The following is a 19,859-nucleotide window of genomic DNA, read 5'->3' as shown; positions in this document are numbered from 1 at the left end:
TTTAATAAGTGATAAATGATAAAAACTTTTTTAGGAATGGCACTAGAATTTAACCAAACAAACTTGCCTCTAAAAATCATTTTTAACCTTGAAAAATGCATAAACTGCCCACATTGCTCACTTCAGCTTCACTCAAGAAAATGCTGATAAAATAGCCATCAACGAATTAACATTTGTTAATATTGATGAACTTTTTCAATGAGGTGCGAGTCCGAAAGGTTACCTAGGCAAATAGCCGGTACCGATACAGATTCGATCTGACACGCACTAGAATGATATTGCATTACGTCTAGATCTTAAGGTCCCTTATTTGGAGTTATGAATAGATGAAAACGAAATTATCTGTACTTTCAGCCGCCATGTTAGCCGCAACCTTAACGATAATGCCGCAAATTTCCCAGGCAGCGATTCCACAATCCGTCGAAGGTCAAACTCTTCCCAGCCTTGCCCCCATGTTGGAGCGTACGACTCCTGCAGTGGTCTCAGTAGCAGTGACAGGCACCCAAGTTTCTAAACAACGTGTTCCTGATGTATTTCGTTATTTCTTTGGTCCAAATGCCCCACAGGAGCAAGTACAAGAGCGCCCATTTAGAGGCTTAGGTTCAGGAGTCATTCTCGATGCAGAAAAAGGCTATATCGTAACCAATAACCACGTGATCGATGGCGCCGACGATATCCAAGTGGGTCTGCATGATGGCCGTGAAGTTAAAGCTAAACTAATTGGTACCGACTCTGAATCCGATATCGCCCTACTGCAAATTGAAGCTAAAAATTTGGTGGCGATTAAAACCTCCGATTCAGATGAACTGCGTGTAGGTGATTTTGCCGTTGCCATCGGCAACCCATTCGGCCTTGGACAAACTGTGACCTCCGGTATTGTTAGCGCACTAGGTCGCAGCGGCCTTGGTATTGAAATGCTTGAAAACTTTATCCAAACCGATGCAGCTATCAACAGTGGTAACTCGGGTGGCGCGCTGGTAAACCTTAATGGTGAATTGATTGGTATCAACACAGCGATCGTCGCACCCGGTGGTGGTAATGTCGGGATCGGTTTTGCGATCCCTGCCAATATGGTGAAAAACTTGGTCTCTCAAATCGCCGAGCACGGTGAAGTTCGCCGCGGTGTCCTTGGGATCTCGGGTCGCGATCTAGACAGCCAGTTAGCCCAAGGTTTTGGTTTAGATACCCAGCACGGCGGCTTTGTGAATGAAGTCACCGCAGGCAGCGCCGCTGAAAAAGCCGGTATTAAAGCAGGCGATATTATTGTTAGTGTCGATGGCCGCGCGATTAAATCCTTCCAAGAGTTACGTGCAAAGGTTGCCACTATGGGGGCAGGTGCAAAAGTTGAGCTCGGGATAATCCGTGATGGCGACAAGCGAACCGTTAAGGTCACCTTGGGTGAAGCGAGCCAAACCAGTGAAAAAGCCGCGGGCGCAGTCCACCCAATGCTGCAAGGTGCGTCTTTAGAAAACTCATCAAAGGGCATTGAAATCACCGATGTGGCAAAGGGCTCACCTGCCGCGATGAGCGGCCTACAAAAAGGTGACGTAATTGTAGGGATTAACCGCTCAGCGATTAAAGATCTCAAGTCACTTAAGGCGCAGCTAAAAGATCAAGAAGGTGCAGTAGCCCTTAAAATCCTTCGCGATAAGAGCATGCTTTACTTAGTCCTCAGATAAACTGCCTTCATCGCTGATCTTTCAGCAATTTTTCTGACCTTGATCAGCATAGGGAACCTTGGTTCCCTATGCTTTGCTTGTTTAAACATGTTAACCTAACTCACCTTTTGCCATTTTTAGCCTGCCATGAATCTAAAAGACACCCTGTTATATCTCGGTAAAGCCATTCTCTTTGGCCTTATCATGGCGGCCATGTTCTTATTCGTAACCCGTTATTTCGACGATAAAAACATTGGAAAGTCCCTATTGCAAAATCGTGGCAATCACACCGTTGAGTTGTCCTTTGCCAAGGCGGTTCGCCGCGCAGCCCCTGCGGTAGTTAACATTTATAGTCTTAGCATCGACCAAAGTCGCCCACTTAACTCAGGTTCACTCCAAGGACTAGGTTCTGGCGTCATCATGAGTAAAGAAGGCTATATTCTCACGAATTATCATGTGATTAAAAAAGCCGATGAGATTGTAGTGGCACTTCAAGATGGCCGTAAATTTACCTCCGAGGTCGTCGGTTTTGATCCTGAAACTGACTTATCAGTACTCAAGATTGAAGGCGATAACCTGCCAATCGTCCCAGTTAACTTAGATAGCCCGCCACAGGTAGGTGATGTTGTACTTGCCATCGGTAATCCCTACAACCTAGGTCAAACCATTACCCAAGGCATTATCAGTGCCACCGGCCGTAACGGTTTAAGCTCGGGTTATCTCGATTTCTTACAGACTGATGCGGCGATTAATGCCGGTAACTCAGGCGGCGCATTAATCGATACCAACGGCAGCCTTATAGGCATTAATACCGCTGCCTTCCAAGTTGGTGAAGAAGGCGGTGGTCATGGGATTAACTTTGCCATCCCCATCAAACTTGCCCACAGTATCATGGGAAAACTGATTAAAAATGGTCGTGTTATCCGTGGAGCCATTGGCATATCTGGCGAGCCAATCAACCCTGTTGTCGCACAAATTCTCAATCTTCCCGATCTTCGCGGTGTGTTAGTGACTGGCGTTGACCCGAGTGGTCCAGCAGCCCGCGGATTATTGCAACCAAGGGATGTAATCATTAAATACGACGGTGAAGATGTCCCAGGTGTTGAAATGCTAATGGATAGAATCGCTGAAACAACGCCCGGTAAAACCGTGCTCGTTACAGTGATACGCCAAGGTAAAGAGCAGGCGCTAAATGTGACAATCGATGAGAAGGTCGTTATCGATAAAGATAAATAAACCCCACTCAAATGAAGCAATAAAAAACCAGCTACTAGAGCTGGTTTTTTATATCTAACAAATAGTAGATCACTGATTTGTTTGTAGAGATTAGTGAACACGCTCTACGTGTGCGCCTAAGCCCTGGAATTTTTGCTCGATGTGCTCATATCCACGGTCTAAGTGGTAGATACGATCAACGATGGTTTTACCGTCCGCGACTAATCCTGCAATCACCAGACTTGCAGATGCACGTAGGTCTGTCGCCATCACTTGCGCACCACTTAAGGATTCAACACCTTGGATAATACAAGTGTTGCCTTCCTGCTCCATGTTTGCGCCCATACGGATAAGTTCAGGCACGTGCATAAAGCGATTTTCAAAGATGGTTTCAGTAATAGTTGCAGTGCCCTGAGCCAGTACGTTCAGTACGCAGAACTGCGCCTGCATATCCGTAGGGAAACCTGGGTATGGCGCGGTCTTGATATTCACGGCCTTTGGACGTTTGCCTTCCATATCGAGCTCAATCCAGTCTTCACCTGTAGTGATCTTCGCGCCAGCATCTTCGAGCTTAGCAATAACCGATTCCAAAGAGGCAGGATCGGCTTTTAAGCAACGAATACGACCACGAGTGACCGCCGCGGCAACGAGGAAAGAACCGGTTTCGATACGATCTGGCATCACGCGATACTCACAACCCTGCAGACGCTCAACACCTTGAATACGCAGTGTTGCAGTGCCCACACCAGTGATTTTTGCACCCATAGCGATTAAGCAGTTAGCTAAATCAATAACCTCAGGCTCTCGGGCAGCGTTTTCAATAACGGTTTCGCCGTCGGCTAGAGCTGCTGCCATCAGCAGATTTTCTGTCGCGCCCACGCTCACCATGTCCATGAAAATATGGGCGCCCTTCAAGCGACCATCGACACGGGCCTTGATATAACCTTCCTTCACCTCAATCTTCGCGCCCATCATTTCGAGGCCATGTAAGTGAAGATTTACCGGACGCGCACCAATGGCACAGCCGCCAGGCAATGACACGTCTGCGGTGCCGTAACGGGCTAACAACGGGCCTAAAATCAAGATAGAGGCACGCATCGTCTTAACCAGATCGTATGGCGCACAGAACTCATTTAAATTCGTGGTAGAGATGCGGATTTGGCCGTCACCTAGCTCAGTCACTTCCGCGCCAAGACAGCGCAGTAATTTGCAACTAGTAGTCACGTCGCGAAGATTCGGTACGTTAGAAACCACAAAGTCGGTTTCTGCCAATACGCCCGCCATCAGAATCGGCAGTGCGGCATTCTTGGCACCTGAAATCACCACTTCACCAGCAAGCGGAGGGCTTGCTTGAATCATTAATTTATCCACTTTTCCTCACTACTAGCTGTTGAAAACTTTTTCGCGTTTCCATTGTGTCGGCGTGAAAGTTTTAATCGTTAGCGCATGTAACTCACCGCTGGCAATATAGCTCATCAGCGGTGCATAAATTGCCTGTTGTTGCTTTACGCGGCTCATGCCATCGAAACATTCTCCCACGGCGATCACTTTATAGTGGCTGCCGTCGGAGCTTGCGCGCACTTCTTCAAGTTCTAGCGCATCACGTAAAATCTGTTCTATTAAGCTGCATTCCATGAAATTCTAACCTTTTCGATGGGCCTCTTCGGTGAAGAAGGACTGTAAATCATATAAATCGATTAATTTTGCTAACTGCTCCGAGGCAGCGCTCAATACCAGCGGTATTGGATGTTGGCGCACCAGTGCCAGCAAAAATGCCACACCCGCGCTATCACTGTATTCAAGCTGTGCTAAAGACAACACTTGGGTATCTTGGCTAAACAACGAATGTTTGTTGTCCCATAGCAAAGTCACCTCTTTCTGGGATAAACGTCCATTGAGATGACACACATTACCCTGTTGTACAAATTCAACCACGGCGCTTATTTCCCTGCTTTGGGCTGTTTAGTCACTTTGTCTTTAGTGCGATCTTCAAGCATTTTGATCACTGAATCGATACCTTGCTGACGGATAAGATTCGAGATTTCAGACTGCTTTGACGACAGCAAACTCACCCCTTCGGCGACCAAGTCAAAGGCTTTCCACGAGTCATCTTTTAAGCGACGAACCTTGAATAGCAGCTTAATCGGCGGGCGACCTGCTTCAATAATCTGCACATTCACATCGACCATCTTTTCGTTGCTGTAATCGCTACCCGGTAAGAACTCGATTTTTTGGTCAGTGTACTCGGTAAACGCTTGAGCATAGGTCGACACTAAATAACCTTCAAATGCCGTGACAAAGTGATTACGTTGATCTTCTGTCGTCTCTTTTAAGTACTGACCTAAGACTTTATATGAGGCGTATTTGGTATCGATATAAGGCATTAATTCTTCACGCACGATCACTTTTAAATGATCCGCATCCGCATCGATTACAGCCTTATCTTGATGGAATCTATCGAAGGTTTTATTCGCTACCGATTTCACCATGGCGTAAGGGTCCATAGTGTTGATGGTAGTGTCGGCAGCCAGTGCGTTGGTAACTGTAAAAATCCACACTAACGGCAGTAATAAGCGCGAAAAGCGTTTAAACATAGCGGTAACCTCTATTTATCCTTTGAACCCATACTATACAGGAACTGACCAATCAGATCCTCTAACACTAAGGCTGAGCGAGTATCTTCAATTTTATCGCCATCCTTCAGCATGCTCACATCGTCATCAACAAATCCTGGGGTTAACCCGAGGAACTGCTCCCCTAACAGGCCAGAAGTTAAAATAGCCAAGCTACTGGTTTCAGGGAATTTATCGAATTTTCTATCCATGACTATGGTCACAACCGCAACCAATTTAACCGGATCTAAATCAATCTGGCTCACACGGCCGACGACTACCCCACCCACTTTGACCGGAGAGCGTACTTTAAGGCCGCCAATATTAGTGAAATTGGCGGTTAGGGTATAGCTGCTATCGTCGGTTTTAACCTCAATATTGGCGACGTTAAATACCAATACAAGGAAGGCGGCCAAACCTGTTAAAAGAAACATACCCACTAACAATTCAATTTTTCGTGTCAACATACTCAGTTACCACTCGGTTAATCCATCTAAATCTGTATCCTTGGCGCTTTCCGTTAGCGGCCAAACATCAGGGCTGTTAGTAAAAAGTCCAATGCTAATACCGCTAAACTCGATTGCACTACGGTTGATGTTGTCGCGCGGCTGATCCCTTCAGGATTAGGTACGACTTGATAGCCGCGGTAAAGTGCAATCCAAGTCACCACTACCGCAAATACTCCGCTTTTAATCAAACAGTTAACTATATCTTTTTCCCATTCTACCGAGGCCTGCAGAATTGACCAAAACGCACCGCTATCGATGCCCTTCCATTCCACGCCCACCAAATGGCCTCCATAGATGCCAATTGCGGTAAACATCAAGGCTAACAATGGCATACTTATCACCCCAGCCCAAAAACGCGGCGCAATAATTTGTCTTAGCGGATCGATTGCCATCATTTCTAGGCTCGATAACTGCTCCGTACTCTTCATCAAACCGATTTCGGCGGTAAGAGCTGAACCCGCGCGGCCCGCGAATAACAGTGCCGTCACAACAGGGCCTAATTCACGCAGTAAACTCAAGGCAACCATAGGGCCTAGGCTTTCTTCGGTACCAAAGCCCACTAAAATGTTATAGCCCTGCAGCGCCAATACCATGCCAATAAATAGGCCTGATACCAAAATAATCACCATCGACTGCACGCCCACTACATAGATTTGGCGAACGAGTAACGGCAATCCCTTTTTTACCTGTGGCCAGCGGAAAATCGCCCCCCACAGCATAAGACCCGCTTTGCCCATGCCCTGAACTATGCCAATAGCGCTGCGCCCTAAGTCGGCAATACTGTCTAAAAACTTCACTTGCCCACTCCTTTGGTCATCAATTCTTGCTGATAATCGTTTGCGGGATAATGGAACGGCACAGGGCCATCTGGTGCCCCCTGAATAAACTGTTTCAGCTGCGGGTTATCGGCCATTTTCAATTGTTCTGGCGTACCATGTGCAATGACTTTTTTATCTGCGATTACATACACGTAATCTGCAATTCCTAGCACTTCATCCACATCGTGGGACACCACAATCGAAGTGAGGTTCAGTGCATCGGACAATTCGCGAATAAGTTTTACCAACACCCCCATCGAAATCGGGTCTTGGCCTGCGAACGGCTCATCGTACATCACCATTTCAGGCTCTAGAGCAATTGCACGGGCCAGTGCCGCTCGGCGTTGCATCCCACCGGATAACTCACTTGGCATCATCTGAGCCGCGCCGCGAAGGCCTACTGCTTCAAGTTTCATCAACACGATAGTGCGAATAATCTCTTCGGGCAGCCCCGAGTGCTCGCGCAGGGCAAAGGCAACGTTATCGAACACATTGATATCGGTAAACAGGGCACCACTTTGGAATAACATACTCATGCGTTTACGCAATTCGAATAACTCATTGCGACTCACGCCATGGACGTCATGCCCATCAAACAGCACTTGGCCACTGTCCGGCGTTAATTGACCACCAATTAATTTGAGCAATGTGGTTTTACCAATACCACTCGGTCCCATGATGGCGGTCACTTTGCCTCGAGGAATAGAAAGGCTAATATCCTCATATATGACACGGTTGCCTCGGCTGAAGCCCAAATGACGGATTTCAACCAATGGCTTTTGTTCTTGAGTCATGCTGGATTCCGATATTTGAAATGAGGTGATCTGCGCATCCATTACAGACCAAACGAAGAGCCGCAAATTGTACGTAATTCGCCTGTAACCTACAACCAAATCGACACTATCGCCCTACAATACTTTCAATTTTTCTGTTTTCCAGCGAAAATGCGCGATAGGTTCTCGCACCGTTAAGATTAAGTGTTACCTAATGTTTTCGTTCATGTTGATAAATCGACCATTTTGTTTAGCGTGGGCTAAATCATAAACTGGTATTTAAACTGAACTTGCTGGCTGAATTTGGGCTCAAACTAGCATATTTGAGCAGGATATCTATTGGGTTACATGAAAATTCAACCCAACAAAAAAATCCAAGTAATATATTGATATTCAATAAATACTTAATCCAGCTAGCGCTCTGATTTACTAAAAAAATTGACACGATATTGCCTTTAGGAATCGCTTAGATAAATCGCGACACCAAAAAACGGAACAGTAAGTACCACAATCTAACCCTAGGCAGGATGCCACTAACTTTTATTATCTTTATTGCGTACCACATCATGCCATTACATTCTCGAAATGGGGCGATAAAGACAAGGCAAACAGAGAGATAGACATGGTAGACCAATCACAACTGCGCCAATGGGGCTGTAAAGTCATCGATATTGAACGAACAGCACTCGACAATTTATATCAGTACATCGACTCCGCTGAATTTGCCAAAGCCTGTGAACTGATCCTCAATTGCACTGGTAAAGTCATCGTGATGGGGATGGGAAAATCGGGCCATATCGGCAATAAGATTTCCGCGACCCTTGCCAGCACTGGCACCCCCGCCTTCTTCGTCCATCCAGGTGAAGCCAGCCACGGAGATCTAGGGATGATCTCTGATAATGATGTGATATTAACGATTTCTAATTCGGGTGAATCCAGTGAAATTCTTGCCCTGATGCCCGTTATTCAGCGTAAAGCGATTCCTGTAATTGCCATGACAGGCAAGCCCGAATCCAATATGGCGCGTTTAGCCCAAGTGCATTTATGCATCGAAGTGCCTGAAGAAGCTTGTCCGCTAGGACTTGCGCCAACCTCAAGCACCACGGCAACCCTAGTGATGGGCGATGCCATCGCCATTGCCCTTTTGCAGGCAAAGGGCTTTACCCGTGAAGATTTCGCCCTTTCCCATCCCGGTGGTGCACTTGGCCGTAAGCTGCTACTCAAGGTCAGCGATGTTATGCACAGTGGCGATGCTTTGCCTGTAGTGAGTAATGATCTGACCATTACCGAAGCTTTGTATGAAATTTCACGTAAGGGGTTAGGTATGACCGCCGTTGTCAATAAAGATCAAAGGCTTGAAGGTATCTTTACCGACGGTGATTTACGCCGCATCATCGATGCCGAAGTCAATCTTCGTACTACACCCATTGCTAATGTGATGACCCGCAACTGCGTTACAATCACAGGTAATGTACTGGCAGCCCATGCGCTACAGGTGATGGAATCTAAAAATATTAACGGCCTGATAGTGATAGACGCCGATCGTCGTCCTATCGGTGCGCTCAATATGCTCGATATGGTTAAAGCAGGAGTGATCTAATGCCACAACAAGGTTTTTATGGCCCCATCAGTGATGAGGTATGGCAACGAGCGCAAAAAATTAAGTTATTGATCTGCGATGTCGATGGCGTTTTCTCGGACGGCCGCATCTATCTAAGCAATTCGGGCGAAGAACTTAAAGCCTTCCATACCCGTGATGGCTATGGTGTTCGTTCGTTACTGACCAGTGGTTTTAATTTGGCGGTAATCACGGGGCGCCAATCTAAAATTGTTGAGAACCGCATGACAGCACTCGGTGTTACCCATATCTATCAAGGTGTCGACAACAAATTTGAACCCTATGAAGAGCTGTTAGCCCTCTACAATGTGGCTCCTGAAGAAGTGGCATATATCGGTGACGATATTGTCGATTTGCCGGTAATGAAAGTCGTTGGGCTTTCTGCTTGCGTGGCGGATGGTCATCCCTATGTGCGCCAACACGCCCACTTTGTGACCCACCTCAACGGTGGCCATGGCGCCCTCAGGGAGCTAACCGACTTACTTTTGCTTAGCCAAAATAAATTTACTTCGGCCCATGGAATGAGTATATGAGTCGTGTGACCCTCGCTATTATCGCCTTTTTTGGTACTGCATTAGTACTTTATTGGCAAGTGCAGCAAAAACGTGGCGACGACACTGATACATCCTTGAATAATGGCGATAGACCCGATTACATTATCGACGATTTGCGTAGCATCGAATTTAATGAGCAGGGTCAGGTGAATAGCCGAGTCAGCGCCCAGCACATGGAGCACTTCGAGCAGAAAAACCAAACGGACTTTGTTCGCCCTGTATACCTTGTGTACCCCGATAAGGGTCAAGCACAATGGCAAATTCAAGCCGATAATGGCCGCTTGTTAAAGGATACGGGTAAGGTTGCATTAGAAAATAATGTTATTATCGAGGCCATCAGCCCCGGTGAGCCAATACAAACGTTGTCGACCAGTTTTTTAGAGCTCGATCTTAACACTATGATTATGACCTCTGACCGTATCATCTACGTCAAAGGCAAAGATTTTAATATTCAGGGGCAAGGCCTTTACGCGGATCTAAACGCGCAGGAAGTGCAATTGACCAGTCAGGTAGTTGGAACCTATGAAGCAAAATAACATATTACTTGCCAGCCTAATGCTAATGACCAGCATGGGCGCCTTTGCCAAAGTTGGTGATTTGCAGCAAGAGGTCAAGATTAAGGCTGTCAGCCAAACTGCAGATATCAAAAATAACCAAATCATCTTCTACGGTCCTGTTGAAGTGACCCAGGGCTCGATCAAGATCCAAGCCAATGAGCTGCGTGCTTTCTCAGCAGAGGGCGACAACAGCAAAATTTTAGTCGCCACGGGTAACCCTGCAACCTATAGCCAAATCCTCGATGATGGCCGCCCTGCATCTGCCAGTGCAAAAGAAATTCGCTACGAAATGGCTTCACGCACTCTAACACTAAAAGGTCAAGCAACCCTCGATCAAGCTGGTAGCCAAGTGACAGGTAACCTGATTCGTTACAACATCACCCAGCAAAAACTGATTGCAGAGAGTACCGGCAATGGTGACGATCGGGTAATAACGATTATTCAGCCCGAAAATTATCAGGAAGATCTTAAAAATCCTCCCGCTGACAAACCTGTTAAACAGGACTGACAATGACCCAAATTACCTTAAAAGCCCAAAATCTGGCCAAAAGCTATAAGAGTCGTCAGGTCGTTAAAGATGTCAGCCTCACGGTAAAAACTGGGCAAGTAGTCGGGCTCCTCGGCCCAAATGGCGCTGGCAAAACCACCACTTTCTACATGGTTGTCGGTCTGGTCAAAAGCGATAAGGGCAGTATCTTTATCGATAACGATGACTTAACCGCCGATCCTATGCATTTACGGGCCCGTAAAGGGATTGGTTATCTGCCACAGGAAGCCAGTATTTTCCGTAAGCTCACCGTGCACGACAACATCATGGCGGTGCTGCAAACCCGCAAAGAACTCAATAACGAGCAACGGATTGAAGAGCTAGAACATCTTTTGGAAGAATTCCACATTACCCATATTCGTGACAGCCAAGGCATGTCACTGTCGGGTGGTGAACGCCGCCGGGTAGAAATTGCCCGCGCCCTTGCCGCAAATCCTAAGTTTATTCTGCTCGATGAACCCTTTGCCGGGGTTGACCCAATTTCGGTTATCGACATCAAGAAGATCATTGAACAGCTCAAAAGTCGTGGGCTTGGAGTGCTGATCACCGACCACAACGTGCGCGAAACCTTAGACGTGTGTGAGCATGCCTATATCGTGAGTCACGGAAACCTGATCGCAGAGGGGACACCCGCAGAGATCTTAAACAATCAGCAAGTTAGGGCTGTGTACTTAGGTGAACAATTCAGGCTATAGTTACTAAAACAGAGCCAAACTCCTTGAATTTTAGGTCTCTTGACTCAATCAAAAAGATAACAAGTAACCTAAATTCAAAATTATAACGTAGGGATCAGCGGTAGCATGAAAGCGTCACTCCAGCTCAAACTGGGTCAACAGTTAACAATGACGCCACAACTACAACAGGCAATTCGCCTGTTACAATTGTCGTCATTGGAATTGCAGCAAGAGATCCAGCAAGCCTTAGACTCAAATCCTCTTCTCGAGCTGGAAGAGGAGCAATTTGACGCATCGAGTGACCGCAATCAGGCCATCGCCGATACTGATTTCAGCGAAGCCAGCGCCCTTCCACCCGAGCAGGATAATTCTGCCGTCGATATCGCCGAATCCTTAACTAAGGATTCCATGCCCGACGAACTTCCCATAGATACGACTTGGGATGAAGTCTACACCGCCTCATCCAATGCCGGCCCTGGTGGCAGCCGAGAAGACGATATGCCCTTTCAAGGCGAAACCAGCGAAGGGCTTTACGAACACTTAGAGTGGCAAAAAAATCTCACCCCCTTCTCCGACACCGATATGGCAATTGCCACCGCAATCATCGATGCTATCGACGATCAGGGCTATCTGACCCAGAGCACCGAAGAGATTCTCGAGGCCATGGGTAATCCGGATATCGAACTCGATGAAGTCGAAGCGGTATTGAAGCGTATCCAACATTTCGATCCTCTCGGTGTCGCGGCAAGGGATTTAAGCGAGTGTCTGCTGATCCAATTATCTCACTTTTCGCCTGATACACCTCAACTAGATAACGCTCGCATGCTGATCAAGGAACACTTGGATCTGATCGCTGCCCGCGATTTTAGATTGTTGATGCGAAAGACCAAGCTTAAGGAAGATGATCTGCGCGATAGCATTGCCCTTATCCAAACCCTTAACCCTCGTCCTGGTTTATTAATCACCCCAATAGATGAAGAATACGTTGTACCCGATGTCTCAGTGTCGAAGAAAAATGGTCGTTGGGTCGTCGAGCTCAATCCGGATTGCATGCCAAAAATCAATGTTAATCAACAGTATGCAGCAATGGCTCGCAGCAGTAAAAATCAATCTGATAGTCAGTTTATCCGTGGTCATCTGCAGGAAGCCAAGTGGTTTATTAAGAGTCTAGAGAGTCGTAACGACACTCTTCTTAAGGTGGCAAATTGCATTGTGCAGTATCAGCAAGGTTTCTTCGAATACGGTGAAGAAGCCATGAAGCCTATGGTTCTGAACGATATTGCCGAAGCCGTTGAAATGCACGAGTCGACCATTTCACGGGTGACTACCCAAAAGTATATGCATACCCCAAAGGGACTTTTTGAACTAAAATATTTCTTCTCAAGCCACGTCGGCACCGACGATGGCGGTGAGTGTTCATCCACAGCAATCAGAGCTTTTATTAAGAAACTGGTTGCGGCGGAAAATCAGAAGAAGCCTCTGAGCGATAGCAAGATGGCACAACTTCTGGCCGAACAGGGAATTAACGTCGCCCGAAGAACGATTGCGAAGTATCGAGAAGCGATGCTGATCCCCCCATCCAACCAGCGTAAAAGTTTATAACCTACAGTGGATATCGGAGGACGTTTCTATGCAAATTAACCTGAGTGGACACCATGTCGAGATAACAGAATCTTTACGGGCATATGTAGAGGAAAAGTTTTCAAAACTTGAACGTCATTTCGAACAGATCAATAATGTGCACGTTGTACTCAATGTTGAGAAAATGCAACAAATCGCCGAAGCAAGGATCAATCTCACCGGTGGTGAAGTCTTCGCGACTTCAGAGCATGCGGACATGTATGCTGCCATAGACGTCCTGATAGACAAGCTTGATCGTCAGGTTATTAAACACAAAGAGAAGTTAACAAAACACTAACAATGGAACTTCGTACCATACTGCGGCCGGAATGCACAACCTGCGCCACTCCGGGCAGTAAGAAAAAGGTACTGGAACTCATCAGCGACTTAGCCGCTGCCCAGTACCCAACCCTCTCATCTCAAGAGATATTCGAAAGCCTAGTGGCACGCGAAAAGATGGGGAGCACAGGTATAGGTAACGGTATCGCCATTCCACATGGCAGATTAACCGATATAGCACAACCCATAGCAATACTCGTTAAATGTGAGGAACCGATAGCTTTTGACGCTATCGACAAGCAACCGGTTGATATTTTATTTGCACTGCTTGTGCCTGCTGAACAGTGTCAGCAGCACTTAAGTACCCTGTCATCGATGGCCGAGCGCCTGAGCGACAAACAGGTTTTGAAGCAATTACGCAAAACCCATGATGAAACGGAACTCTATCAGGTAATCACTGGATGAAACTGGTTATAGTGTCTGGGCGCTCTGGCTCAGGAAAATCTGTCGCACTAAGGGTGCTCGAAGATCTCGGCTATTACTGCGTCGATAATCTTCCATTACCCTTAATCGGCAGTTTACTTGGGCAGCTCAAGGGCAGTAACGATCTCGTCGCCATCAGTGTCGACGTGCGTAACTTGCCAGAGCAAGACAAAGAGTTGGAAAAACAACTCGCAAGTCTCGCCGATGGCACTGAACTTATCAGCTTCTTCCTCAATTCCAGCGATAAAGTCCTGCTCAAACGCTACAGCGAAACCCGGCGCTTGCACCCCTTGTCTAAGAGCCGCGTCTCACTGCAGGAAGCCATTAAGCTTGAAGGTAAATTGCTTGAGCCTTTATCGCAGCAGATGGATCACTACATAGATACCTCTAACTTGAATATCTATGAACTCAGCGATCAGGTTCGGCAAATTCTGCTCGGCAGTGTCGATAAAGAACTGGTGATCAATTTCGAATCATTTGGCTTTAAGCACGGCATGCCCACCGAAGCCGACTTTATGTTTGATGTGCGTTTTTTACCAAATCCCCACTGGGAAGCAGAACTTAGGCCATTAACGGGCTTAGACGAACCCGTGGCAGAGTTTTTAAATCGCCAACCCTTAGTCAATAAGTTTATTTGGCAGATTGAGAATCTACTCGAAACTTGGTTACCCCACCTTGAGCGCAATAACCGCAGCTATTTGACCATAGCCATTGGCTGTACGGGTGGACAACACCGATCTGTCTATATAGCTGAGCAACTGGCTAAACGCTTCAGTAACGGTAAACATCAAGTCAATGCACGCCATCGGGAACTGACTAATGCCAAAGCTTGAACGCCAAGTCACCATTTGCAATAAACTCGGCCTCCATGCCCGAGCCGCAACCAAATTAGTCGTGCTCGCCTCAGAGTTCGATGCCAGCATCACATTAATTCAAGGTGAGAAACAAGCCTCAGCCGCCAGTGTACTTGGTCTATTAATGCTCGAAACTGGCATGGGTAAAACCATCAAATTAATTGCCGAAGGCCCGGATGCCGAAGCTGCGCTCGATGCCATTTGCGCCTTAATCGACGCCAAGTTCGACGAAGCCTGCTAAGACTCCCCATCCAGATAACCTAACAGCCTATTTAATTTCAGTAAGTTAATTTCACTCTGTGATGTTTATAGCTCGACGCTTTCTTCACTGCTCAATTACAATATAAATAATCCTACGTCCTAATTTTCCCAACGCCATCACCTTGGCCGTCATTCTGGAGGACAAATGCCCGTAGAAGCCTCGGATAGTCTACAAGTCGGCCAACGCCTCGATCAGCTGAGCCAAGCGCTCAACAGTGGCATGTTTGTGCACGTGAGGCAGATGCTACAAAACATGGCCGCATCGGACATCGCCCTAATTTTAGAATCTACGCCCCCTAAAGCGCGTCAAGTGTTATCCCAGCTTATCGATCAGGAGCAGCTTGGCGATGTGTTAGATGAGCTTGGTGAAGAGCTCAAAGATCCGCTTATCCGTTCAATGAGTCCAGAGCGTGTCGCAAAGGCCACCGCCAGTATGGATACCGATGATCTTGCCTATATTCTCAGAAGCTTGCCGGACACTGTGTATAAGCAAGTATTGCAATCGATGAGTCTGCAAAATCGTCAGCGGGTTGAACAAGCCCTGTCCTACCCCGACGAGACAGCTGGCAGTTTAATGAATACTGACACAGTCACCCTAAGACCCGATGTCAATATTGATGTGGTTCTGCGTTATCTTCGACAACGCGGCAACTTGCCAGACACCACAGATACCCTCTATGTGGTGGATAAACACGACCGAGTACTTGGCGGGGTGAAACTTGCTGATCTGCTCACGTGCGATCCCAACACCCATATCAGCAGCATTATCGATACCGATATCGAAAGCATTCCCGTGGGCATGTCCGACAGTGAAGTGGCACAGCTGTTCGAGCGTCACGACTGGGTATCGGCGCCTGTTGTGGATAGTGAAGGCAAGTTGCTTGGAAGGATAACCATTGATGATGTGGTCGATGTTATCCGCGAAGATGCCGAGCATTCAATGATGGGGATGGCGGGGATGGATGACGATGAAGACACCTTCGCCCCCGTATTCAAAAGTACCTTTAGACGCTCACTGTGGCTGACCATCAACCTGTTTGCCGCACTGCTTGCATCTTCTGTCAGCAATATGTTTGAAGGCACCATAGAGCAGTTTGCAACTATTGCCATTCTAATGACGATAGTACCGAGTATGGGTGGAGTCGCTGGCAATCAAACCCTAGCGCTGGTTATCCGCGGTATTGCCCTTGGGCATATAGGCCAGAGTAATGCCCGCTGGCTCATCGGAAAGGAACTCGCTATTGGCTTTCTAAACGGCTTAATGTGGTCGATTTTAGTGTTTATCGCAGTCTTTATTTGGAAGCATGATATTGCACTCGCAAGCCTTATTGGTGGCGCTATGCTTATCAATATGACGGTAGCGGGCCTTGCTGGAGCCAGTATTCCGCTCATCCTAAAGCGCTTCAATGTTGACCCTGCACTCGCTGGCGGCATGGTACTGACCACGGTTACTGACGTGATAGGGCTATTTGCCTTCCTAGGCCTTGCAACCTTGTATCTAATGCACGGCTAGTCCGCTAACTCAAAATAAAAAGTCGCCAATTGGCGACTTTTTATTTACAAAACACGACGCCAACGAAGTTAGCGCTGTAGCAACGTCATTAAGAGGTTGGCGTTAATACGATTTCAACGCGGCGGTTTTGTGCACGGCCTTCCGCGGTGTTGTTAGAAGCGATTGGGCTTGCTTTACCCATGCCCCTTGTACTGACACGTGCTGATTCAACACCTTTAGTCGTCAGGTAGTTACCGACTTCACCGGCGCGCACCTGTGATAGGCGCAGGTTATAGGAGTCCGAACCACTGCTGTCGGTATAACCTAATACATTGAGTTGGGTCTTATTGTATTCCTTGGCCACCAGCGCAACAGAATTCAATACGTTTTTAGCGCCATCATTCAGCTCGGTTTGATCCACCGCAAAGGTCACTTCGTTTGGCATATTTAACACAATATTGTCGCCATCACGGGTCACACTCACGCCCGTTGATGCCAATTGCTGGCGTAACTTGGCTTCTTGCACATCCATGTAGTAACCAATACCACCACCAACGGCAGCACCCGATGCAGCACCTATCAGCGCGCCCTTGCCGCGATCTTTCTTACTCGATGAAGCTACACCAATCGCAGCACCAGCAACGGCACCAATAATCGAGCCAGTCGCCGCTTTAGAAGTTTGCTCTTCGTTAGTGTATGGATTAATCGTCGAACAACCAGATGCAATTAATGCACTGCTTAACACAACAACGGCCAATTTAGCCGTTGGCAATGAATTCATTGAAAACTTCATCATTAAAAACCTCAACATCATTGATGATTGTTATTACCGCAAAATGCCAGCAAACCGCGAGGGCATGGGCAATCCATCCCGGGACGCCGCGAAAAAAAGCCAGTATATAAACATTCTGTCCTCAAACAATCTTTATTGATGAATAGCAATGCTTTAGTCGGATTTTTGTCATTAAAAACACCGTTAAGAAACATTTGAACAACAATAAAATAACAATTCGAGTCAAAGCACTAAAATAGTGCAGCCTGCACCGTTTCAGCCACGCATAAAAATTAACATCGTTTGAAACACTCTCACAAATATATGATTTATAATACAAAATATTTTTTTAGAATATTGGCACGAATCTTACATACCAATAAATAGGTAGCTGAGCTAATTTGGGAAATACCCAGGGACTCACAAACCTAAAGACTGTTTTACAGCGAAGGACGTTAATCTGGGTGCAGTTTTAATGCACTTAAATCGAAGCACAATCCCTGATATTGCTGGGGTTGAGGAGGTAAAGATGAAACACCTTATGAAACTTATCACCCTGTGTCGCCATGAATGGTTTGCATTATGCCATGTCGGGCTTAGCCAGTGGGATATCGAACAGCGTCGCTAATCACTAAAGGAAACTATCAAAAAAACCAACTGTTTAAAAGCGTTAAGAGGAATTCCCCATGGGTATCGCCGAACACAATCTCAAACAAGACGTCATTTTTGAAGTGAAAGTCAGAGGCAGATTACTCTCTGATGTGGCGCGACAGTACGGCATTTCCGCAAAAGCTGTTTACCAGTGGGTTAGAGAAAGCGATCTTAAACCACAACAAAGAGAATGTGCGCTGGTCAATGAAATCGCCCAGCTACAAAAGAGAATAAAACAGCTCAGCAGCGAGTTACGCACCATAGGTTAACGGATAAAACCTAAGGTAACTGAATAGACAAGGCCGGACAAAAAATCTCATTTCGTCGATTACAGGAAGGTAAGCGAAGTGCAAGATGTGCTAAAAAACTTAATAACAGCGCCAATTAATGTCCGGCCTTGTCATCCCAATGGCTGAACCTGAACCAAAGGGCATAAAGACAAGCTAACAGTTTAGACAGGGTCGGACGGGCATCTTTCATCGCTCCCCAACGAACCGAGATATAAATCGTACAAATAACAAAAACAACTGTGCTGTTTACTGTCCGGCTCTGTCACTTTTCAATCTCGCCGAGTGGGAATATTGAAAAGCACCAAGATGTAACGGTTTTGACAAGGCTCTTAGAGGGAGTTATCTCCCCCAAAGATCAAATATGTGAGTTGTGCTCCCCCAAGTCACGAACATATTACCCTCTTGGGTCTTGTCCTTTTATTCAGAGATCGCAGTGGATCTCAACCTATCAGCCAAGGAGGATAATGCTGATATGGATAAGTTTCGGCAAGACACGAGGGAGTTATCTCCCCCAAAGATCAAATATGTAGATAGCGCTCCCCACAGAATCGCATATTTCTCTCTCTGGTCTTGTCCTTTTATTTCGCCCTTTTAGGGCTATTGGCCAAGGATGGCAGCAGAAAGAAGCACTTCTTCCATACACCCAACACGCACTAGACAAATAAAAAGACGCTTTAATAGCGCCTTTTAGAATGTTGATTTTAAAACGATGAACAGTGATTAGTAGCCGTCATTAGCCTCTTGAATACGCAGTTTACGCGCTTGAGCATCCTCAAAAGCGGCCTGAATTTCCTCAAGCACGGAATCGACATCCGCCTCGACTAACGTCTCGTTAAATTTCCCCGTGAGAACCGTGTCGGGTTTAAGGCTACCCGCCTCAAACAATGCCCACATTTCCTTGGCATATTGAGTCCTTAACAGTTCAGGGGCGAATTGAGCATAATATTGGGTCATATTATCGATATCTCGGGCGAGCATCCATTTTGCGTGGTTATTTGCTGCCGCATCAACCGCTTGGGGTAAATCGATAATCACAGGCCCATTATCATCGACTAATACATTGAATTCTGAAAGATCGCCATGCACTAAACCGGCACAGAGCATGCGTTTTACATAGGTCATCACCAAGGAATGATCCTGTATAGCTTTTTCGGGGCTAAGGGATACATCATTGAGGCGTGGCGCAACATGGCCCTCACTGTCGGTCACTAACTCCATCAACAGCACACCATCATAACAACCATAGGGTGTTGGCACGCGTACACCTGCATGGGCTAGGCGGAAAAGTGCATCAACTTCAGCATTCTGCCACGCCTCCTCCATCTGTTCTCGGCCAAATTTAGAGCCCTTTTCCATCGCCCGAGCTCGGCGACTATTTCGCACCTTGCGCCCTTCTTGATACTGAACAGCCTGTTTGAAGCTGCGTTTGTCCGCTTCCTTGTATACCTTGGCACAACGAATTTCCTCGCCACAACGTACTACATACACTGTCGCTTCCTTACCACTCATTAACTGACTGATGACTTCGTCGACAAGTCCTTCATCGACTAGGGGCTGGATTCGTTTCGGTGTTTTCATGGGGAGCTTACACCTTGCGCTTAGTTAGCAAGAAAACAGGGCCA

23 protein-coding genes are annotated in these 19,859 nt (G+C 46.8%); 14 read left to right on the top strand and 9 right to left on the bottom strand.

The window, feature by feature from the left end; genetic code table 11:
- Positions 1 to 326: 326 nt before the first annotated feature.
- Positions 327 to 1,679, top strand: a complete 1,353-nt coding sequence (gene degQ / locus K0H61_RS02660; protein WP_220051230.1) for a Do family serine endopeptidase DegQ — start codon at positions 327 to 329, stop codon at positions 1,677 to 1,679.
- Between the two features lie 126 nt (positions 1,680 to 1,805).
- A complete protein-coding gene (gene degS, locus K0H61_RS02655) occupies positions 1,806 to 2,894 on the top strand; it encodes an outer membrane-stress sensor serine endopeptidase DegS (RefSeq protein WP_220051229.1) in 1,089 nt (362 codons plus the stop codon).
- A gap of 90 nt (positions 2,895 to 2,984) precedes the next feature.
- Here degS and murA read toward each other — a convergent pair whose 3' ends face one another.
- The 7 genes from murA to mlaF are packed head-to-tail and all read right to left on the bottom strand — an operon-like array spanning position 2,985 to position 7,606.
- Complete coding sequence (murA, locus tag K0H61_RS02650; protein WP_220051228.1) at positions 2,985 to 4,244, bottom strand: UDP-N-acetylglucosamine 1-carboxyvinyltransferase; 1,260 nt, start codon at positions 4,242 to 4,244, stop codon at positions 2,985 to 2,987.
- A 12-nt stretch (positions 4,245 to 4,256) separates the two neighbouring features.
- On the bottom strand, positions 4,257 to 4,508 hold the full coding sequence (locus K0H61_RS02645) for a BolA family protein (protein ID WP_220051227.1): 252 nt from the start codon (positions 4,506 to 4,508) through the stop codon (positions 4,257 to 4,259).
- Positions 4,509 to 4,514: 6 nt separating this feature from the next.
- Positions 4,515 to 4,808 (bottom strand): STAS domain-containing protein, encoded by a 294-nt coding sequence (locus K0H61_RS02640; RefSeq protein WP_220051226.1) that lies wholly within the window; start codon positions 4,806 to 4,808, stop codon positions 4,515 to 4,517.
- Between the two features lie 5 nt (positions 4,809 to 4,813).
- Positions 4,814 to 5,467: an MlaC/ttg2D family ABC transporter substrate-binding protein gene (locus tag K0H61_RS02635; RefSeq protein ID WP_220051225.1), complete on the bottom strand. Its 654-nt coding sequence runs from the start codon at positions 5,465 to 5,467 to the stop codon at positions 4,814 to 4,816.
- Between the two features lie 11 nt (positions 5,468 to 5,478).
- On the bottom strand, positions 5,479 to 5,952 hold the full coding sequence (gene mlaD / locus K0H61_RS02630) for an outer membrane lipid asymmetry maintenance protein MlaD (protein ID WP_220051224.1): 474 nt from the start codon (positions 5,950 to 5,952) through the stop codon (positions 5,479 to 5,481).
- A gap of 53 nt (positions 5,953 to 6,005) precedes the next feature.
- Entirely contained in the window at positions 6,006 to 6,791 is a 786-nt protein-coding gene (gene mlaE / locus K0H61_RS02625; protein ID WP_220051223.1) for a lipid asymmetry maintenance ABC transporter permease subunit MlaE, read from the bottom strand.
- Positions 6,788 to 7,606, bottom strand: coding sequence for a phospholipid ABC transporter ATP-binding protein MlaF (gene mlaF / locus K0H61_RS02620; protein ID WP_220051222.1), 819 nt, complete (start codon positions 7,604 to 7,606; stop codon positions 6,788 to 6,790). Before mlaF ends, mlaE begins: the two co-directional genes overlap by 4 nt.
- A 601-nt stretch (positions 7,607 to 8,207) precedes the next feature.
- On the opposite strand from mlaF, the gene K0H61_RS02615 reads away from it, so the two are divergent.
- The 11 genes from K0H61_RS02615 to mgtE all read left to right on the top strand — a co-directional run bounded on the left by K0H61_RS02615 (position 8,208) and on the right by mgtE (position 16,545).
- Positions 8,208 to 9,185: a KpsF/GutQ family sugar-phosphate isomerase gene (locus tag K0H61_RS02615; RefSeq protein ID WP_220051221.1), complete on the top strand. Its 978-nt coding sequence runs from the start codon at positions 8,208 to 8,210 to the stop codon at positions 9,183 to 9,185.
- Positions 9,185 to 9,736: a 3-deoxy-manno-octulosonate-8-phosphatase KdsC gene (kdsC, locus tag K0H61_RS02610; RefSeq protein ID WP_220051220.1), complete on the top strand. Its 552-nt coding sequence runs from the start codon at positions 9,185 to 9,187 to the stop codon at positions 9,734 to 9,736. Before K0H61_RS02615 ends, kdsC begins: the two co-directional genes overlap by 1 nt.
- On the top strand, positions 9,733 to 10,293 hold the full coding sequence (gene lptC, locus K0H61_RS02605; RefSeq protein WP_220051219.1) for an LPS export ABC transporter periplasmic protein LptC: 561 nt from the start codon (positions 9,733 to 9,735) through the stop codon (positions 10,291 to 10,293). Before kdsC ends, lptC begins: the two co-directional genes overlap by 4 nt.
- Positions 10,280 to 10,822, top strand: coding sequence for a lipopolysaccharide transport periplasmic protein LptA (gene lptA, locus K0H61_RS02600; RefSeq protein ID WP_220051218.1), 543 nt, complete (start codon positions 10,280 to 10,282; stop codon positions 10,820 to 10,822). The genes lptC and lptA overlap by 14 nt, the downstream gene beginning before the upstream one ends.
- Positions 10,823 to 10,824: 2 nt before the next feature.
- The gene (lptB, locus tag K0H61_RS02595) at positions 10,825 to 11,556 is read left to right on the top strand and encodes an LPS export ABC transporter ATP-binding protein (RefSeq protein WP_220051217.1); all 732 of its coding nucleotides are present in this window, start codon (positions 10,825 to 10,827) and stop codon (positions 11,554 to 11,556) included.
- 105 nt (positions 11,557 to 11,661) lie between these two features.
- Positions 11,662 to 13,137 (top strand): RNA polymerase factor sigma-54, encoded by a 1,476-nt coding sequence (locus K0H61_RS02590; RefSeq protein ID WP_220051216.1) that lies wholly within the window; start codon positions 11,662 to 11,664, stop codon positions 13,135 to 13,137.
- Between the two features lie 28 nt (positions 13,138 to 13,165).
- Entirely contained in the window at positions 13,166 to 13,453 is a 288-nt protein-coding gene (gene hpf / locus K0H61_RS02585; protein WP_220051215.1) for a ribosome hibernation promoting factor, read from the top strand.
- A 2-nt stretch (positions 13,454 to 13,455) separates the two neighbouring features.
- Positions 13,456 to 13,899 (top strand): PTS IIA-like nitrogen regulatory protein PtsN, encoded by a 444-nt coding sequence (gene ptsN / locus K0H61_RS02580; RefSeq protein WP_220051214.1) that lies wholly within the window; start codon positions 13,456 to 13,458, stop codon positions 13,897 to 13,899.
- Positions 13,896 to 14,750 (top strand): RNase adapter RapZ, encoded by an 855-nt coding sequence (gene rapZ / locus K0H61_RS02575; RefSeq protein ID WP_220051213.1) that lies wholly within the window; start codon positions 13,896 to 13,898, stop codon positions 14,748 to 14,750. The genes ptsN and rapZ overlap by 4 nt, the downstream gene beginning before the upstream one ends.
- Positions 14,737 to 15,012 (top strand): HPr family phosphocarrier protein, encoded by a 276-nt coding sequence (locus K0H61_RS02570; protein WP_220051212.1) that lies wholly within the window; start codon positions 14,737 to 14,739, stop codon positions 15,010 to 15,012. The genes rapZ and K0H61_RS02570 overlap by 14 nt, the downstream gene beginning before the upstream one ends.
- A 165-nt stretch (positions 15,013 to 15,177) precedes the next feature.
- Positions 15,178 to 16,545, top strand: coding sequence for a magnesium transporter (gene mgtE, locus K0H61_RS02565; RefSeq protein ID WP_220051211.1), 1,368 nt, complete (start codon positions 15,178 to 15,180; stop codon positions 16,543 to 16,545).
- Positions 16,546 to 16,633: 88 nt separating this feature from the next.
- Here the strand turns inward: mgtE and K0H61_RS02560 are convergent, their stop codons facing one another.
- A complete protein-coding gene (locus K0H61_RS02560; protein ID WP_220051210.1) occupies positions 16,634 to 17,320 on the bottom strand; it encodes a YiaD family glycine zipper/OmpA-like lipoprotein in 687 nt (228 codons plus the stop codon).
- Between the two features lie 662 nt (positions 17,321 to 17,982).
- Here K0H61_RS02560 and K0H61_RS02555 point away from each other — a divergent pair.
- Positions 17,983 to 18,216, top strand: coding sequence for a transposase (locus K0H61_RS02555; RefSeq protein WP_220051209.1), 234 nt, complete (start codon positions 17,983 to 17,985; stop codon positions 18,214 to 18,216).
- Positions 18,217 to 18,957: 741 nt separating this feature from the next.
- Here the strand turns inward: K0H61_RS02555 and K0H61_RS02550 are convergent.
- Complete coding sequence (locus tag K0H61_RS02550; RefSeq protein WP_220051208.1) at positions 18,958 to 19,815, bottom strand: PA4780 family RIO1-like protein kinase; 858 nt, start codon at positions 19,813 to 19,815, stop codon at positions 18,958 to 18,960.
- Positions 19,816 to 19,859: the final 44 nt, after the last annotated feature.

Source organism: Shewanella acanthi, assembly GCF_019457475.1.
GTDB classification, from domain to species: Bacteria; Pseudomonadota; Gammaproteobacteria; order Enterobacterales; family Shewanellaceae; genus Shewanella; species Shewanella acanthi.
This window is presented reverse-complemented; position numbering and strand designations above follow the sequence as displayed.

Coding starts and splice junctions, on each gene's coding strand:
- degQ (WP_220051230.1), top strand. CDS start 327: ATGAAAACGAAATTATCTGTACTTTCAGCCGCCATGTTAGCCGCAACC.
- degS (WP_220051229.1), top strand. CDS start 1,806: ATGAATCTAAAAGACACCCTGTTATATCTCGGTAAAGCCATTCTCTTT.
- K0H61_RS02645 (WP_220051227.1), bottom strand. CDS start 4,508: ATGGAATGCAGCTTAATAGAACAGATTTTACGTGATGCGCTAGAACTT.
- K0H61_RS02635 (WP_220051225.1), bottom strand. CDS start 5,467: ATGTTTAAACGCTTTTCGCGCTTATTACTGCCGTTAGTGTGGATTTTT.
- mlaD (WP_220051224.1), bottom strand. CDS start 5,952: ATGTTGACACGAAAAATTGAATTGTTAGTGGGTATGTTTCTTTTAACA.
- mlaF (WP_220051222.1), bottom strand. CDS start 7,606: ATGACTCAAGAACAAAAGCCATTGGTTGAAATCCGTCATTTGGGCTTC.
- K0H61_RS02615 (WP_220051221.1), top strand. CDS start 8,208: ATGGTAGACCAATCACAACTGCGCCAATGGGGCTGTAAAGTCATCGAT.
- kdsC (WP_220051220.1), top strand. CDS start 9,185: ATGCCACAACAAGGTTTTTATGGCCCCATCAGTGATGAGGTATGGCAA.
- lptC (WP_220051219.1), top strand. CDS start 9,733: ATGAGTCGTGTGACCCTCGCTATTATCGCCTTTTTTGGTACTGCATTA.
- lptA (WP_220051218.1), top strand. CDS start 10,280: ATGAAGCAAAATAACATATTACTTGCCAGCCTAATGCTAATGACCAGC.
- lptB (WP_220051217.1), top strand. CDS start 10,825: ATGACCCAAATTACCTTAAAAGCCCAAAATCTGGCCAAAAGCTATAAG.
- K0H61_RS02590 (WP_220051216.1), top strand. CDS start 11,662: ATGAAAGCGTCACTCCAGCTCAAACTGGGTCAACAGTTAACAATGACG.
- hpf (WP_220051215.1), top strand. CDS start 13,166: ATGCAAATTAACCTGAGTGGACACCATGTCGAGATAACAGAATCTTTA.
- ptsN (WP_220051214.1), top strand. CDS start 13,456: ATGGAACTTCGTACCATACTGCGGCCGGAATGCACAACCTGCGCCACT.
- rapZ (WP_220051213.1), top strand. CDS start 13,896: ATGAAACTGGTTATAGTGTCTGGGCGCTCTGGCTCAGGAAAATCTGTC.
- K0H61_RS02570 (WP_220051212.1), top strand. CDS start 14,737: ATGCCAAAGCTTGAACGCCAAGTCACCATTTGCAATAAACTCGGCCTC.
- mgtE (WP_220051211.1), top strand. CDS start 15,178: ATGCCCGTAGAAGCCTCGGATAGTCTACAAGTCGGCCAACGCCTCGAT.
- K0H61_RS02560 (WP_220051210.1), bottom strand. CDS start 17,320: ATGATGAAGTTTTCAATGAATTCATTGCCAACGGCTAAATTGGCCGTT.
- K0H61_RS02555 (WP_220051209.1), top strand. CDS start 17,983: ATGGGTATCGCCGAACACAATCTCAAACAAGACGTCATTTTTGAAGTG.
- K0H61_RS02550 (WP_220051208.1), bottom strand. CDS start 19,815: ATGAAAACACCGAAACGAATCCAGCCCCTAGTCGATGAAGGACTTGTC.